Origin of the sequence: Streptomyces sp. NPDC000345, from assembly GCF_042898825.1 — a bacterium.
GTDB lineage: Bacteria > Actinomycetota > Actinomycetes > Streptomycetales > Streptomycetaceae > Streptomyces.
On record NZ_JBIAZE010000001.1, the window covers coordinates 169,748 to 184,574 of the forward strand.

General features: G+C 70.9%; 17 protein-coding genes. 8 read left to right on the plus strand and 9 right to left on the minus strand.

Annotation, left to right across the window (positions count from 1 at the left end; genetic code table 11):
* Nucleotides 1–49: 49 nt before the first annotated feature.
* Nucleotides 50–1,015, minus strand: a complete 966-nt coding sequence (locus ACFY30_RS00785; RefSeq protein ID WP_390843046.1) for a zinc-binding dehydrogenase — start codon at nt 1,013–1,015, stop codon at nt 50–52.
* A 180-nt stretch (nt 1,016–1,195) separates the two neighbouring features.
* On the minus strand, nt 1,196–2,425 hold the full coding sequence (locus tag ACFY30_RS00790) for an NADP-dependent malic enzyme (protein ID WP_390843047.1): 1,230 nt from the start codon (nt 2,423–2,425) through the stop codon (nt 1,196–1,198).
* Nucleotides 2,426–3,033: 608 nt separating this feature from the next.
* On the opposite strand from ACFY30_RS00790, the gene ACFY30_RS00795 reads away from it, so the two are divergent.
* From ACFY30_RS00795 to ACFY30_RS00805, 3 genes are read left to right on the plus strand one after another with little or no spacing between them, the layout of a single operon-like run.
* The gene (locus ACFY30_RS00795; RefSeq protein WP_390843048.1) at nt 3,034–3,993 is read left to right on the plus strand and encodes an ABC transporter substrate-binding protein; all 960 of its coding nucleotides are present in this window, start codon (nt 3,034–3,036) and stop codon (nt 3,991–3,993) included.
* A gap of 39 nt (nt 3,994–4,032) precedes the next feature.
* Nucleotides 4,033–5,001, plus strand: a complete 969-nt coding sequence (locus ACFY30_RS00800) for an amino acid ABC transporter permease (RefSeq protein WP_390843049.1) — start codon at nt 4,033–4,035, stop codon at nt 4,999–5,001.
* A complete protein-coding gene (locus ACFY30_RS00805; RefSeq protein WP_390843050.1) occupies nt 4,998–5,759 on the plus strand; it encodes an amino acid ABC transporter ATP-binding protein in 762 nt (253 codons plus the stop codon). The genes ACFY30_RS00800 and ACFY30_RS00805 overlap by 4 nt, the downstream gene beginning before the upstream one ends.
* A gap of 86 nt (nt 5,760–5,845) precedes the next feature.
* On the opposite strand, the gene ACFY30_RS00810 is transcribed toward ACFY30_RS00805, so the two are convergent.
* Entirely contained in the window at nt 5,846–6,607 is a 762-nt protein-coding gene (locus tag ACFY30_RS00810) for a class I SAM-dependent methyltransferase (protein WP_390843051.1), read from the minus strand.
* A 99-nt stretch (nt 6,608–6,706) separates the two neighbouring features.
* Between ACFY30_RS00810 and ACFY30_RS00815 the strand changes: the two genes are divergently transcribed.
* Complete coding sequence (locus tag ACFY30_RS00815) at nt 6,707–7,336, plus strand: CGNR zinc finger domain-containing protein (RefSeq protein ID WP_390843052.1); 630 nt, start codon at nt 6,707–6,709, stop codon at nt 7,334–7,336.
* Here the strand turns inward: ACFY30_RS00815 and sodX are convergent.
* Nucleotides 7,240–7,674: a nickel-type superoxide dismutase maturation protease gene (sodX, locus tag ACFY30_RS00820; RefSeq protein ID WP_390843668.1), complete on the minus strand. Its 435-nt coding sequence runs from the start codon at nt 7,672–7,674 to the stop codon at nt 7,240–7,242. The two genes, ACFY30_RS00815 and sodX, sit on opposite strands and share 97 nt — an antisense overlap.
* 145 nt (nt 7,675–7,819) lie before the next feature.
* On the opposite strand from sodX, the gene sodN reads away from it, so the two are divergent.
* Nucleotides 7,820–8,215: a superoxide dismutase, Ni gene (sodN, locus tag ACFY30_RS00825; protein WP_390822500.1), complete on the plus strand. Its 396-nt coding sequence runs from the start codon at nt 7,820–7,822 to the stop codon at nt 8,213–8,215.
* A 175-nt stretch (nt 8,216–8,390) separates the two neighbouring features.
* A complete protein-coding gene (locus tag ACFY30_RS00830) occupies nt 8,391–9,158 on the plus strand; it encodes a VOC family protein (protein ID WP_390843054.1) in 768 nt (255 codons plus the stop codon).
* A 40-nt stretch (nt 9,159–9,198) separates the two neighbouring features.
* On the opposite strand, the gene ACFY30_RS00835 is transcribed toward ACFY30_RS00830, so the two are convergent.
* Genes ACFY30_RS00835 through ACFY30_RS00845 form a run of 3 tightly spaced genes read right to left on the minus strand, consistent with a single transcriptional unit; the run spans nt 9,199 to nt 10,351 of the window.
* Nucleotides 9,199–9,534 carry a DUF952 domain-containing protein gene (locus ACFY30_RS00835; RefSeq protein ID WP_390843055.1) on the minus strand — a complete coding sequence of 112 codons (336 nt, stop codon included), beginning with the start codon at nt 9,532–9,534 and terminating at the stop codon, nt 9,199–9,201.
* Between the two features lie 10 nt (nt 9,535–9,544).
* Nucleotides 9,545–9,748: a hypothetical protein gene (locus tag ACFY30_RS00840; protein ID WP_390843056.1), complete on the minus strand. Its 204-nt coding sequence runs from the start codon at nt 9,746–9,748 to the stop codon at nt 9,545–9,547.
* 18 nt (nt 9,749–9,766) lie between these two features.
* Nucleotides 9,767–10,351 carry a dihydrofolate reductase family protein gene (locus ACFY30_RS00845; protein WP_390843057.1) on the minus strand — a complete coding sequence of 195 codons (585 nt, stop codon included), beginning with the start codon at nt 10,349–10,351 and terminating at the stop codon, nt 9,767–9,769.
* 120 nt (nt 10,352–10,471) lie between these two features.
* Here ACFY30_RS00845 and ACFY30_RS00850 point away from each other — a divergent pair, with 120 nt between their 5' ends.
* On the plus strand, nt 10,472–11,065 hold the full coding sequence (locus tag ACFY30_RS00850; protein WP_390843058.1) for a TetR/AcrR family transcriptional regulator: 594 nt from the start codon (nt 10,472–10,474) through the stop codon (nt 11,063–11,065).
* A gap of 133 nt (nt 11,066–11,198) precedes the next feature.
* On the opposite strand, the gene ACFY30_RS00855 is transcribed toward ACFY30_RS00850, so the two are convergent.
* Both ACFY30_RS00855 and ACFY30_RS00860 read right to left on the minus strand, forming a co-directional pair.
* Nucleotides 11,199–12,353 carry a family 2 encapsulin nanocompartment cargo protein polyprenyl transferase gene (locus tag ACFY30_RS00855; protein WP_390843059.1) on the minus strand — a complete coding sequence of 385 codons (1,155 nt, stop codon included), beginning with the start codon at nt 12,351–12,353 and terminating at the stop codon, nt 11,199–11,201.
* Entirely contained in the window at nt 12,350–13,756 is a 1,407-nt protein-coding gene (locus tag ACFY30_RS00860; RefSeq protein WP_390843060.1) for a family 2B encapsulin nanocompartment shell protein, read from the minus strand. Before ACFY30_RS00860 ends, ACFY30_RS00855 begins: the two co-directional genes overlap by 4 nt.
* A 109-nt stretch (nt 13,757–13,865) precedes the next feature.
* Between ACFY30_RS00860 and ACFY30_RS00865 the strand changes: the two genes are divergently transcribed.
* Nucleotides 13,866–14,816 (plus strand): 1-aminocyclopropane-1-carboxylate deaminase/D-cysteine desulfhydrase, encoded by a 951-nt coding sequence (locus tag ACFY30_RS00865; RefSeq protein WP_390843061.1) that lies wholly within the window; start codon nt 13,866–13,868, stop codon nt 14,814–14,816.
* The last annotated feature ends 11 nt before the right edge of the window (nt 14,817–14,827 follow it).

Genomic DNA, 14,827 nt, shown 5'->3' on the forward strand with positions numbered 1-14,827 from the left:
AGGCGGGCCCGGGATCCCCGGACCCGCCACAGGAGCGGCCGACGGCGGCTCAGCCGCCGGTGAGCACGATCTTGCCGAACTGGTCGCCCGAAGAGAGCCGTTCGAAGCCCTCGCGGGCCCTGTCCAGCGGAAGCACCTCGTCGATCACGGGACGGACACCGGTGGCGGCGCAGAAGGAGAGCAGGTCCTCCAGCTCGTCCTTGGTCCCCATGGTGGAGCCCACGACCTTCAGCTCCAGGAAGAAGATCCGGGTGAGTTCGGCGTGCGAGGGCCGGTCGCCGCTCGTCGCGCCGGAGATGACGAGCGTGCCGCCGGGCCGCAGCGACTTCACCGAGTGGGACCAGGTGGCGGCGCCGACGGTCTCGATGACGGCGTCCACGCGCTGCGGCAGCCGCGCACCCGGCTCCACCGCCTCGACGGCGCCCAGTTCCAGCGCCCGCTTCCGCTTGGCCTCGTCCCGGCTGGTCGCGAAGACCCGCAGCCCCGCGGCCCTGCCGAGGACGATCGCGGCGGTGGCGACACCCCCGCCGGCGCCCTGGACGAGCACCGAGTCGCCCGGCCGGACGCCCGCGTTGGTGAAGAGCATGCGGTAGGCCGTCAGCCAGGCGGTGGGCAGACAGGCCGCCTCCTCGAAGGACAGCTCCCTGGGCTTGGGCAGGATGTTCCAGGTCGGCACGGCGACCTGCTCGGCGAAGGTGCCCTGGTAGCGCTCGGTGAGGATGGAGCGGGGCTCCTTCGGTCCGACGCCGTGCCCGGACTGGCCGATGACGGAGTGCAGGACCACCTCGTTGCCGTCCGCGTCGACACCGGCGGCGTCACAGCCGAGGATCATCGGCAGCTTGTCCTCGGCGAGGCCGACGCCGCGCAGGGACCAGAGGTCGTGGTGGTTGAGGGAGGCGGCCCGCACGGTGACGGTACTCCAGCCGGGCCGGGCCTCGGGGGCCGGTCGCTCCCCCAACTCCAGTCCGGAAAGCGGCTGGTCGCGGTCGATTCTGGCGGCGTAGACGGCGAACATGCACCTGACGATAGGGGGCGGGAGGGACCGGCGAAACCGGGGCTCGCTGTGAGACACGCCCTCTTGCCAATCGGTCCGTCCGGCGTTTGAGGAGGACGATCGCCGCACGACCACCCGATCGGGCGGGCGAGCGGGCAAAGAAATGGCCCCGCCCGCACGGACGGGGCCATTCGAGGGACCTCAGCGGCGGGCGACGCCCTCGGCCCGCGCGGCCGCGGCGACCGCCGCGGTCACCGCGGGAGCGACCCGCTCGTCGAACGGCGACGGGATCACGTAGTCGGCGGCGAGATCGTCACCGACGACTCCGGCCAGCGCCTCGGCCGCCGCGATCTTCATGCCCTCGGTGATCCGGGACGCCCGCACCTGCAGCGCCCCCGCGAAGATCCCGGGGAACGCCAGCACGTTGTTGATCTGGTTCGGGAAGTCCGACCGCCCGGTGGCGACGACCGCCGCGTACTTGTGGGCGACCTCGGGGTGCACCTCGGGGTTCGGGTTGGCCATGGCGAAGACGAACGCGCCCTCGGCCATGGAGGCCACCGCCTCCTCCGCGACCGTGCCGCCGGAGACGCCGATGAAGACGTCCGCGCCGTTCAGCGCGTCCTCCAGCGAGCCGCTGAGCCCGGCCTTGTTGGTGAAGGAGGCCAGCTCGCGCTTGACGTCGGTGAGGTCCGCCCGGTCCGCGGAGACGATGCCCTTGCGGTCGGCGACCGCGACGTCCCCGATACCGGCCTCGACCAGCATCTTCGCGATGGCGACACCGGCCGCGCCGGCGCCCGAGATGACGGCCCGCAGCTCACCGACGGCCCGCCCGCTCAGCCGCGCCGCGTTGCGCAGCGCCGCCAGCGTCACGATCGCCGTGCCGTGCTGGTCGTCGTGGAAGACCGGGATGTCGAGCGCGTCCTGGAGGCGGCGCTCGATCTCGAAGCACCGCGGCGCCGAGATGTCCTCCAGGTTCACTCCGCCGAACGAGGGAGCGAGGCGCACCACCGTCTCGATGATCTCGTCGACGTCCGTGCAGGCGAGCGCGATCGGAACCGCGTCCACACCGCCGAACTGCTTGAAGAGGATGGCCTTGCCCTCCATGACCGGGAGGGAGGCCTCAGGCCCGATGTCGCCGAGGCCGAGAACGGCCGTGCCGTCGGTCACGACGGCGACGACGGACGACTTCCACGTGTAGTCGTTCACCAGGTCCGGCTGTTCCGCGATCGCGGTGCACACGCGAGCGACGCCGGGCGTGTAAGCGAGGGACAGGTCGTCCTTGTCGCGGACCGGGACGGTGGCCTGCACGGCCATCTTTCCGCCCCGGTGCAGCGCGAACACCGGATCGAACGAGTCGAGGGGTTCCGCACCGCCCTCCTGGCCCGTTTGGTCCGCGCTCTCGCTGCGAGGATTGACGATCTCCGCTGCCACTGTGTTGTACCCCTTAGGTGTTCTGGTTTGAGGGTGGCCGCTCCGGGTGAGGAGCGGGCGGGCATCGCGCCGGCCCCAGAGGTGATGCGTACGGGCGCCTGCGCGTCGGGCGCGCCGCACACGCGCCCTGAGCCCCGGATGAGGGGTGTAAAGAACCTTCTTACCGGACGGAGACCGCACCCGACGAGTCCAATCCGTGCAAGCTCACATCCCTCGGCCTGTGGACCTTCGACAGAGACGATCACGAGTGACGAGAGTCATGCGCGAAGACCGGCCAGGCGCCGGTGAACCCTTGACACGGACTCAAGTCGACGTGCGGGTCGCACGGTGGGCGATCACATATTGAGATCAACCGAAGATCCTCCGGCCGGAGGAGCGGAATCCCGCAGATGGTCCGGCGTCATCCGGCCGTGATGGACCGGACTGTGCGCTTCGGGGATCGCCCGTTATCCGATTTTGACATAGCTCACCCCCTGATTGGCGCAGTCCGAATGGCAAGATGCCGTAATCACACGAGGTCGCGACACCCGAAGGTGTGTGTTCTCGTCGACCCATCGGCACTTTGCCGAACCATCGGCATCTCCATCCATCCGCCGGAGGAACCCACCATGACCGCAAGCACCACCCGACACACGACCGCCGCGCGCACCCGCCTGGCAGCGGTCGGCTCTCTCGCGGTCGCGGGCGCCTTGCTGCTGTCCGCCTGCGGCGACCAGACCGAGGGCGGCAGCTCCTCCGAGTCCTCGACCAGCGCCGGCTCGGCCCCCCTGTTCTCCAAGCTCCCGGCCGACATCCAGAAGGCGGGCGTCATCAAGGTCGGCACCAACGCCGAGTACGCCCCCATGGAGTCCGTCGAGGGCGGCAAGATCGTCGGCGTCGACCCGGACATCGCGGCGGCGCTCGGCAAGCAGCTCGGCGTCGAGTTCCAGTTCACCTCGGGCGGCTTCGACACCCTGATCACCGCGGTCAACACCGGCCGCTACGACATCGCGATGTCGTCGATCACGGACAACAAGCAGCGCCAGGAGGGCCTGGACGACAGCGGCAAGAAGCTCGGCGAGGGCGTGGACTTCGTCGACTACTTCACCGCGGGCACGGCCATCTACGTCCAGAAGGGCAACCCCAAGGGCATCAAGTCCATGGACGACCTCTGCGGCCAGACGGTCGCGGTGCAGCGGGGCACCACGTACGAGGAGGCCCTGCAGACGCAGTCCAAGAAGTGCACCGAGGACGGCAAGAAGGCCCTCAAGATCGAGTCCTTCGAGAACGACACCGAGGCGCAGACCCGGGTGAAGTCCGGTGGCGCCGTGGCCGGTGTCAACGACTACCCGGTCGCCGTGGACATGGCCAGCAAGGCCGGAGGCGGCAACACCTTCGAGGTCCTCGACCAGCAGTACGAGGCCGCTCCGTTCGGCATCGTCGTCGACAAGAAGAACACCCAGCTGCGCGACGCCCTCAAGGAGGCCGTCGACGCGATCATCAAGGACGGTTCGTACCAGAAGGTGCTGGAGAAGTGGGGCGCCGAGAGCGGCGCGATCAAGGCCGCAGCGATCAACAGCGGCAGCTGATCCACCCGCACCTCTTGAAGCCTTCGAAGGGCAGTCCCCATGACTGACAAGCTCGACAAGACCCCGGCGGGTGCACCACCGGAGGACACCCCGCCCGTCGCCAAGGACTCGGGGTTCTCCGGTCCGCCGGAGGCCATCAAGGCCATCCCGGTGCGCCACTACGGCCGCTGGGTCAGCGCCGTCGTGGTCCTCGCGCTGCTCGCGCTGCTGGTCAACGCGTTCGCGAACGGTGACATCCAGTGGGCGACGGTCGGCGACAAGCTGTTCGACTCGACCGTCATCGCGGGTGCCGGACGCACCCTGCTGATCAGCGTCCTCGCCATGGTGATGGGCGTGGTCCTGGGCGTCGTGCTGGCCGTGATGCGTCTGTCGAAGAACCCGGTGACCAGCTCGGTCGCCTGGCTGTACATCTGGTTCTTCCGCGGCACCCCGGTCTACGTCCAGCTGCTGATGTGGTTCAACCTGGCGCTGATCTTCCCCGTCCTGAACCTCGGTCCGATCTACAAGGACGAGATGACGGACGTCATGACTCCGTTCATGTGCGCGCTGCTCGGCCTCGGTCTGAACGAGGCCGCCTACATGGCCGAAATCTGCCGGGCCGGCCTGCTGGCCGTCGACGAGGGGCAGACCGAGGCGGCCCACGCCCTGGGCATGAGCCACGGCAGGACGCTGCGGCGGATCGTGATCCCGCAGGCCATGCGGGTGATCGTGCCGCCGACCGGCAACGAGTTCATCAACATGCTGAAGACCTCGTCGCTGGTGTACGTGGTGACGTACAACGAGCTGCTGCGCTCGACCTCGGTGATCGGCTCCTCGTCGTTCGCCGTGATGGAGCTGCTGTTCGTCGCCTCCATCTGGTACCTGGTCATGACCAGCATCTTCAGCGTCTTCCAGTACTACCTGGAGCGTTACTACGCCCGCGGTTCCAGCCGCAGCCTCCCGCCCACGGTCTTCCAGAAGATCAAGGCGAACCTGCTCTCGATCGGCCGCGAAAGGGGTGCGGCATGACCGCGATGGTGAAGGCGGAGGGCGTCCACAAGTCCTTCGGCCTGGTCGAGGTCCTCAAGGGCATCGACCTGGAGGTCAACACCGGTGAGGTGTTCTGCCTGATCGGCCCGTCCGGCTCCGGCAAGAGCACGTTCCTCAGGTGCATCAACCACCTTGAGAAGATCAACGCCGGCCGGCTGTACGTGGACGGCGATCTGGTGGGCTACCGCCAGAAGGGCGACAAGCTGTACGAGCTCAAGGACAGCGAGGTCGCGCTGCAGCGCCGGGACATCGGCATGGTGTTCCAGCGGTTCAACCTGTTCCCGCACATGACGGCGCTGGAGAACGTCATCGAGGCGCCGTGCCAGGTCAAGCGGACCAACAAGGCCGAGGCCAGGGAGCGCGCCATGCAGCTCCTGGAGCGGGTGGGCCTGGCCGACAAGGCCAAGAACTACCCCTCGCAGCTCTCCGGCGGCCAGCAGCAGCGTGTGGCCATCGCCCGGGCGCTGGCCATGGACCCGAAGCTGATGCTGTTCGACGAGCCGACCTCGGCCCTCGACCCGGAGCTGGTCGGTGACGTCCTCGACGTCATGCGCGACCTGGCCGAGTCCGGCATGACGATGGTCGTCGTCACCCACGAGATGGGCTTCGCCCGCGAGGTCGGCGACAGCCTGGTCTTCATGGACGGCGGTGTGGTGGTCGAGTCCGGCAACCCGCGCGACGTCCTGACCGACCCGCAGCACGAGCGGACGAAGGCTTTCCTGTCCAAGGTGCTGTAGCCGGTACGACGTCGAAGGGGCGGTACGGAATCTCCGTACCGCCCCTTCGCGTACGCACGGTCCGGGGGACGGCAGCCCCCGGACGGTCACTTCAACGCCAGCAACAGCGTGTCCGAGGGCGAGCACCACACCGCCCGTGCCTCGCTGAAGCCGCGCGCCAGCAACTCCTGGGTATGCCGACGGCTGGAGGGCATGTCGCCGTCGGCGTGCTCGCCGTAGATCTCGAAGCGGCGGGCGGTGGGTTCGGCCAGGACCGGGTCCTGCGCGGCGAGCCGCCACCACTCGGCCCAGTCGAGGGCACCCTCGGTCCGGGCCCGGTCCATGCGCGCGTGGCGCAGCACGCGCTCCGCCGCGTTGATCCGGGGCGTCGTGTCGTCGATCATGTGATCCGCGTTCATGAAGACACCGCCGTCGCGGACGAGTTCCGCGACCTGACCGTAGAGGGCCGCGAGGGGTTCGCTGTGCAGCCAGTGCAGGGCCGTGGCGGTCAGGACGGCGTCGTACGAGTCGTACGGCAGCCGCGCCCGCCAGTCCGGGTCCTTCAGGTCGGCGGTCACCAGGGTCACCCGGTCGTCACCCGCGAAGGTGCCCTCGGCGATGGTGAGGAGAGCCGGGTCGAGGTCCACGCCGGTGCTGGTGGCGCCGGGGAAGCGGGCCAGCAGCCGCGCGGTGACGGTGCCGGTGCCGCAGGCGAGGTCGAGCACCCGGGGCTCACGCCCCACGAGGGCCTCGACCATGTCGAGCATGATCCGGAAGCGGTCCTCCCGGTCGGGCATGTACCACTCCTGCTGACGGTCCCAGCTCTTCTGCCAGGCCTGCCAGTCGGTTCCGGTACCGGTGGTGGTCATGGAAGCCCCCTCGTCACCCGATGCGTAATACCCTGAAAGCACGATCAGCCGTTACCGACCGCACCTCACGACCATAGAGCCCCCCTGTAAGGACTACAAGTGGAACTGGCCTATTACTCGGACTACGCCGTGCGTCTCGTCAACAGCGAGGAACCGGCCCGGGGCAAGGACAGCCTGACCTCGGTCGAGGCCGTCCGCGATCTTTTCGGCGGGAACCAGTCGGCCGCCCGGCGCGCCACCGACGCGGACGTCACCCGCTTCCGCTCGGTCCGGGCCCGTCTGCGCGCGGTCTTCGAGGCGGCCGACCTCGGCGACGAGACCCTCGCCGTCGATCTGCTCAACTCGCTGCTGCTGGAGTTCCCGGTGAGCCCGCAGATCTCCGGCCACGACTTCCGCGACGACGACGGCCGCCCGCTGTGGCACATGCACCTGGCGGACCATCCGTCGAACGCGACGGCGGGCTACGCGGCCATCGCGGCGATGGGGCTGGCCTTCCACCTGACGGAGTACGGCGTCGACCGGCTCGGCCTGTGCGAGGCGTCCCCCTGCCGCAACGCCTACCTCGACACCTCGACCAACCGCTCCCGGCGCTACTGCTCCGACCGCTGCGCGACCCGCGCCAACGTGGCCGCCTACCGCGCCCGCAAGCGCCTGGAGGCGGACCGGACCGCCGGCACCGGCCTGGCCGCCGACAGCGCCCAGCGCACCACCGCCAGCGGCGAGCGCTGATCCGGCTTCCGCGGCCGGTAGCGCAGCCGCACCTTGCCCAGGATCAGCTCGTCGGGCACGGTCCCGTAATCGGTGCTGTCGCCCCCGGCGTACGCGTTGTCCCCGCGCACCCACCACCCCCCGTCCCGCCGCTCGGCGGCCCGCTTCACGACGAGCAGGTCCTGCTGGAAGGGATGCCGCAGCACGACCACGTCCCCGGCCCGCACCCGCGCCCCGTACTGCACCACCAGCTGGTCGCCGTGGTACAGGGTGGGCACCATGGAGGGCCCGGTCACCTCGGCCAGTCCGAAGGGCGCGGCCGCCCTCCCCCGCTCGGTCTCCTGCGACAGTTCCGGCATCCCCGGCACCTCCCCGGTCCGTTCCTCCACCAGTCTCAGTCTGACCCCGGACTTTTGTCCTAAGCCCATGGGGGCACTCGCGAAAACCCGTCTTGCAGGGAGTAATGTCCCACCTGAGAAGACGATCACGAGGAAGGAACGCTCCATGCTTTCCCGCCTGTTTGCCCCCAAGGTCAAGGTCAGCGCGCACTGCGACCTGCCCTGCGGCGTGTACGACCCGGCCCAGGCCCGCATCGAGGCGGAGTCCGTGAAGGCCGTGCAGGAGAAGATGGCCGCCAACGACGACCCGCACTTCCAGGCGCGCGCCACCGTCATCAAGGAGCAGCGTGCCGAGCTCGCGAAGCACCACGTCTCCGTGCTGTGGAGCGACTACTTCAAGCCCCCGCACTTCGAGAAGTACCCGCAGCTGCACACGCTGGTCAACGACACCCTGAAGGCCCTGTCGGCCGCCAAGGCGTCGACGGACCCGAAGACCGGTGAGAAGGCCCTCGAGCTGATCGCCGAGATCGACAAGATCTTCTGGGAGACCAAGAAGGCCTGATCCTCGATCACGCCTTTCCGACCTGCGTCTTCCTGTCGCAGCGTCTCCATGGCCGCACCCGGGCCGTCGGCCGCCGAGCACGGCGCCGCCGACGGTTCCGGGTGCGGTCTGCTGTGCGTCCCTGTGGCTGTGGACATCCGGGCAGGGCCGTGCGGGGCCGATCTACGATCGCCGCATGAGTTCCCGCACCCACACCCCGGTTCGCTGGACGTACGTCTTCGTCGACCGGGCCGCCGAGCAGTTCCCGGAAGCCTGCGCCTTCTGGACCGCCGTCACGGACACGTCGCTGTCCGAACTCCGCGGTGAGCAGGACGAGTTCACCACCCTGCTGCCGAACGGCGACGGCGACCCCTGGGTGAAGGTCCAGGGGGTCACGGACGGGGACGGCGGCGCGCATCTCGACTTCGCCGTCGAGGACGTGCCCGCCTTCGTGGCGGCGGCGCTGGAGTCCGGGGCGCGGACGGTCGCCGCGCACGACGGGTGGACCGTACTGCGCTCCCCGGCCGGGCAGTTGTTCTGCGCGGTGCCCTGGCAGGGTGAGTCGGTCCGGCCGCCGGCGTCCGGCGGCAGCCGTCTGGACCAGGTGTGCGTGGACGTCCCGCCGTCCGCCTACGACGCCGAAGTCGCGTTCTGGAGCGCCCTGCTGCCCGACTGGTCGTCCCGGCCGGGATCCCTCCCCGAGTTCCACGTGGTCGCGCCCCCGGCGGGCCTGCCCGTGCGCATCCTGCTCCAGCGCCTCGGCGCCGAACGGCCCGTCTCCGCCCATCTCGACCTGGCCTGCGGCTCCGCCGTCGACGCACTACGCGCCCGGCACGAGCGGCTCGGCGCGTCGCTCGTCGCTCCCGCGTCCCACTGGACGGTGATGCGCGACCCGACGGGCGGCCTGTACTGCCTGACGGGCCGCGACCCGGAGACGGGCGGTCTGCCGCCGGCGGCCTCCTGAGCGGCCGGGTGTCCGGACGCCGTCGCTCAGGCGGGCGCGGTCAGGTCCACGGCTCCACGTCCACCACCGCGGCCACCGGTATCGGCCCGTACACGTGCGGGAACTCCTCGCCGCCGGGTTCCGGGGCCTCGTACCTCAGCGGGACGTCCAGCCGGGCCGGGTCCACGACCAGCACCACCAGCTCGTCGGGGCCGTCGTAGGAGCCGTAGAGGAAGGCGGCGACCGCGGGGAGCTGGGCGCGGGTGGAGCAGTGGATGAAGCCCTCCTCCGCGAGGGTGCGGCCACGGGTGGACCATGTGTAGGCGCCCTCCGCGCGGGCCGCCGCCCAGAGCGCGCGTTCGGTGAGGTGGAGGACGTACGGAACGGGTTCGGTCATGCGGGTCAAGCTAGCCGGTCTGCTCGGCGGGGGCGTCGGGCTCCTCCTCCTGATGACGGAAGTGGGTGCCCTCCTCGACGTACGCCTCGCACTCGGGGTTGTGGCACGGGCCGGGTCCCCAGCGCGGGACCCAGGCACCCAGGGTCTTGTGCCGCCGGACGACGGACTGTACGGGCTGCCCGCAGACCGGACAGACGCGTTGTTCTCTGTCCATGTCCTCAGGGTAGGGCCGTCACCGCCTGCGTGCGTAGGTGCGGACGAGGACTCCGTTGGTGAGGGTGCGGACGGACTCCAGGCCGAAGCCGGCGACGGGGAACCCGGTGGCGAACATGGGCATGCCCCTGCCGTAGACGACCGGGTACGTCTTGATCACGAGCTCGTCGATCTCGTCGAACAGCTCGCCCGCGAGCCGCGAACCGCCGCACAGGTAGATGCCGAGCTCGCCGTCCTCCGCCTTCAGGGCGCGGACCCTGTCGAGCAGACCGTCCGCGATGATCTCGACGTCCGGGTCCGGCGACTCGGCGAGGGTGCGCGAGGCGACGTACTGGCGCAGATGGGCGTAGGGGCTGGTGACACCCTCCTTCAGCGCGAGGTCGTAGCTGGCCCGGCCCTGGATGATCGTGTCGAACCGCCGGTTCTCCGGGTCGCCGAGGCCGAGCGCCCGGCGGCCGTGGGTGGGCAGGGTCTCCGGATACTCCGTCGTGAGGAAGCCGAGGAGCTCCTCGTCGACGTACGTCATGAGCGCTGTGGCGTCGCCGGTCTCGTCCCCGATGAAGCCGTCGAGCGAACAGGCGACGAAGTAGGTGAGCTTTCGCAAGTGGGCCTCTTTCCGTAGGCTGGGCGCCGAACCACTCCAGTTGTAGTACTTCATGTGTAGTGGTTGCAAGGGATATCCGGCGCTGCCCGGAACAGGCACAAGCGGGAGAGGAGGTTCCGCATGGCCGGCAATCCGGAACGCCGTGCGGCCCTGGTGGACGCGGGCGTCGAGGTGCTCGCCCGGGAGGGGGCGCGCGGTCTGACGTTCCGGGCGGTGGACACCGCGGCGGGCGTGCCCACGGGCACCGCCTCCAACTACTTCACCGGTCGCGACGACCTGCTGCGGCAGATCGACGCCCGGCTGCACGTCCGGCTGGCCCCCGACCCCGAGGTGCTCGCCGCACTGATGCGCAGGCCCCGCGACCGCTCCCTGGTCACGGCGTTCATGCACGACCTGATGAGCCGCGCGACCGGCGACCGGGCCGGCTATCTGGCCCTGCTGGAGATGCGCCTCGAGGCGACCCGGCGGCCCGAACTGCGCGCGTCGTTCACCACCTCGGTGCGCGGCGACCTCGACCAGGGCATGGAGTTCCACCGGGCGGCCGGGCTGCCCGGCGGCGACGAGACCGTCGTCGTGCTCTACCTCGCCATGCTCGGCCTGATCCTGGAGCATCTGACGCTGCCGGGCGTCCTGGACGGCGCGCTGCCGGGGGTGGGGGTCCCGGAGGGTCTGGTGGAACGGATCGTGGCGACGGTGGTGCCGGAGGATTCCTGACGGCGCCACCCGCCGGCCCTCGCACACCGGTGGGCCCCGCACGCCGTGGGGAGGTGCGGGGCCCACCGGGGTCTCCTGGTGCGCGGCGGGCGGGCCCCGCGCGCGTCCGGCGGATCCGCCGGAGACGCGCCGGCTAGGCGCTGCGCCGGGTCACGAACTCCGCCAGGGACAGCAGGCCGCCCGCGGACTCCGGGTCCGGGATCGCCCGGGCCAGTTCGTCCATCGCGCGGGACATCCGGTCGGCCGCCTGGTCCTGGGCCCAGGCGCGACCGCCGGCCCGCTCCACCGCCAGCGCGGTGCGGTCCAGGTCCTCGGGCAGGGCGGGCCGCGCGTACAGCCCGGCCAGTTCCCCGGCGGCCGGGGTGCCCGAGACCAGGGCGGCGACCACCGGCAGGGACTTCTTGCGGGCGGCGAGATCCGCACCGACCGGCTTGCCGGTGTGCCGCGGATCGCCCCATATGCCGATGACGTCGTCGATGAGCTGGAAGGCGAGCCCGGCCTCACGGCCGAACGCGTCCAGCGCGTCCACGTCCTCCCGCGCCGCCCCCGCGTACAGCGCGCCCACCGCGCAGGCGCACCCGATCAGCGCGCCCGTCTTGGCCTCGGCCATGGCGAGCACCTCCTCCAGGGTGACCTCGGTGGGGCCGCGCCGCTCCAGGGCCGTGTCCGCCTGCTGGCCCTCACAGAGCTCCACCACACAGGCCGCGAGCCGGGCGGCGGCCGCCGCGGCCGCCGGGTGCGGGTCCTCGGCGAGCAGGCCGAGGGCCCGCGCCTGCAGGGCGTCCCCGGCGAGGATGGCGTCGGCGTCGCCGAACACGGTCCAGGCGGTGGGGCGGTGCCTGCGGGTGGCGTCCCGGTCCATCACGTCGTCGTGCAGCAGCGTGAAGTTGTGGACCAGTTCGACCGCCGCGGCGGCCCGGACGGCCGCCGCCCGGGCCGCCGGACCGCCGAGTGCGGCGGCCGCGGCGAGGACGAGCGCGGGACGGATCGCCTTGCCGGCGTTCCCCGCGGCCGGGGTGCCGTCGGCGTGTTCCCAGCCGAAGTGGTAGCGCGTGATCCGGCGCATCGAGCGGGGCAACGAGTCCACGGCCGCGCGCAGTGCCGGATCGACCGCCGCCCTGGCCCGCTCCAGGATCGCCGTCGCCTCCTGCTCGTCGGAGGCCGCCGGCCCGGTCCGCCCCCCGCTCTCCCCCGGGCTCTCCCCGAGGCTCTCCTGCGGGCTGTACGCCTGCCTCCCGATCGGGCTTCGCCCGTCGCGCGTCCCGTTCGGCCTGGTGGCGGAGGTCACCGCCAGCGGCCGATCTCGACGTTCTCCAGCACGCCCAGCGCGTCCGGCACCAGAACCGCCGCCGAGTAGTAGGCCGTCACCAGGTACTTGATGATCGCCTGTTCGTTGATGCCCATGAACCGCACCGACAGGCTCGGCTCGATCTCGTCCGGGATGCCGGACTGGCGCAGGCCGATGACACCCTGGTCCTGCTCGCCGAGACGCATCGCGATGATCGAGCTGGTACGGGCCTCCGTGACCGGGATCTTGTTGCAGGGGTAGATCGGCACCCCACGCCAGGTGGGGATCCGGTTGCCGCCGACGTCGATCGTCTCGGGCACCAGCCCGCGCCTGTTCAGCTCGCGGCCGATCGCGGAGATCGCGCGCGGATGGGCGAGCAGCATCTTCGTGCCGCGCCGCCTGCTGAGCAGCTCGTCCAGGTCGTCGGGGCCGGGCACGCCGTCGTGCGGCTGGAGCCGCTGGTCGTACTCGCAGTTGTGGAGCAGGCCGAACTCCCGGTTGTTGACCAGCTCGTGCTCCTGGCGCTCCTTGATCGCCTCGACCGTGAGCCGCAGCTGCTGCTCGGTCTGGTTCATGGGCTGGTTGTAGAGGTCGGCCACGCGGGTGTGGATGCGCAGGACGGTCTGGGCGATGCTCAGTTCGTACTCGCGCGGGGAGGCGTCGTAGTCCACGAACGTGTGCGGGATGTCCGGCTCACCGGCGTGGCCCGCGGACAGATCGACGGCCTTCTCGCCGTACTTGTTGGTGCGCTGCTCGGGGATCGCGCGCAGCCGCTGCAGGTGGGCGCGCAGGGAGCCGGCCCGCTCCGCGACCTGTTCGAGGTCCTGGCGGGCCAGGATCAGCACGGTGCAGGTGGTGTCGGCGCGGGCGGTGTACTCCCAGATGGCGTCGGCGTCGAGCAGTGCCTGGTCGCCGAAGTAGGCGCCGTCCGCGAGGACGCCGAGCACCTGGTCGTCGCCGTAGGGTCCGGTGCCGACCTTCTCGACGCGGCCGTGCGCCAGCAGGTAGACCTCGTCGGTCTGGTTGCCGAAGGAGGCGATGACCTGGCCGGGGCCGAACTCCCGCTGCCGGCAGCGCTGGGCGAGCTCCGACAGCACCTCCTCGTCCTCGTAGCCGCGCAGCGCCGGCAGTTCGCCCAGCTCGGCCGGGATCACCTCGACGCGGTCGCCGGTCTTGACGAACGTGATGCGGCCGTCGCCCACCGCGTACGTCAGCCGCCTGTTGACCCGGTACGTACCGCCCTGCACGTCCACCCAGGGCAGGTTCCGCAGCAGCCAGCGGGAGCTGATCTCCTGCATCTGCGGTGCGGACTTGGTCGTGGTGGCCAGGTTCCGCGCGGCCGCGGTGCCGAGACTCTGCTGCGGCTTGCCCGACTCGGTGCGGACCTCTTCGCCTACCGACATGAGTGATGCCCTCCCAAATCATGCACGGGCGCCGAACCGCCGGTGCACCGGTACGCGGACCAGCCTTCCATCACGGTGTGTGCTCGTGCTATTACACGAAAGAGCGGGAATGGATCATCGTGGCCCTGGGAAGCGGGCCGCATCCGTAACGGTGTTCGACAATGGGCGGGTGAACGACCTGCGCCCCCGCCTGCCCTCCCCTCTCCAGGAGGCGGCCGACGACCGGTTCGAGCGGCACGGCGTACGGCTGCTGCTGAAACGGGACGACCTGATCCACCCGGAGCTGACCGGCAACAAGTGGCGCAAGCTGGTGCCCAACCTGGAGGCGGCGGCCGGGCGGACGGTCCTCACCTTCGGCGGCGCCTACTCCAACCACCTGCGCGCCACGGCCGCGGCCGGCCGGCTCCTGGGGCTGGCCACGGTGGGCGTGGTGCGCGGGGACGAGCTGGCCGGCCGTCCCCTGAACCCCTCCCTCGCCCGGTGCGTCGCCGACGGCATGCGCCTGCACTTCGTGGACCGCTCCGCCTACCGCCGCAAGGCCGAGCCGGACACGCTGCGCCGGCTCTCGGCGGCGGCCGGCGCCGGCGACGCGTACGTCGTCCCGGAGGGCGGCAGCAACGCGCTCGCGGTCCGCGGCTGCCGGGCCCTCGGCGAGGAACTGCGCGACCACGGCGGAGTCGACGTGGCCGCCCTCGCCTGCGGCACCGGCGGCACCCTTGCCGGCCTGGCCGCGGGGCTGGGCCCGGGACAGCGGGCCCTGGGCATACCGGTCCTCAGGGGCGGCTTCCTGGGGGACGTCGTACGGGCGCTGCAGACCGAGGCTTTCGGCGCTCCCACGGTCGCGTGGCGGCTCGACGAGCGCTTCCACTTCGGCGGCTACGGACGGATCACCCCGGAACTCGACGCCTTCGCGGAGGATTTCGAGCGACGGCACGGCGTTCCGGTCGAACGTCTCTATGTCGCCAAATTGCTCTACGGACTCGTCACCCTCGCCGAGGAGGGTGCCTTCCCGCGCGGGACGACGGTGGCGGCGGTCGTCACGGGACGCCCCTTTCCGTGACCGCCGCTTTC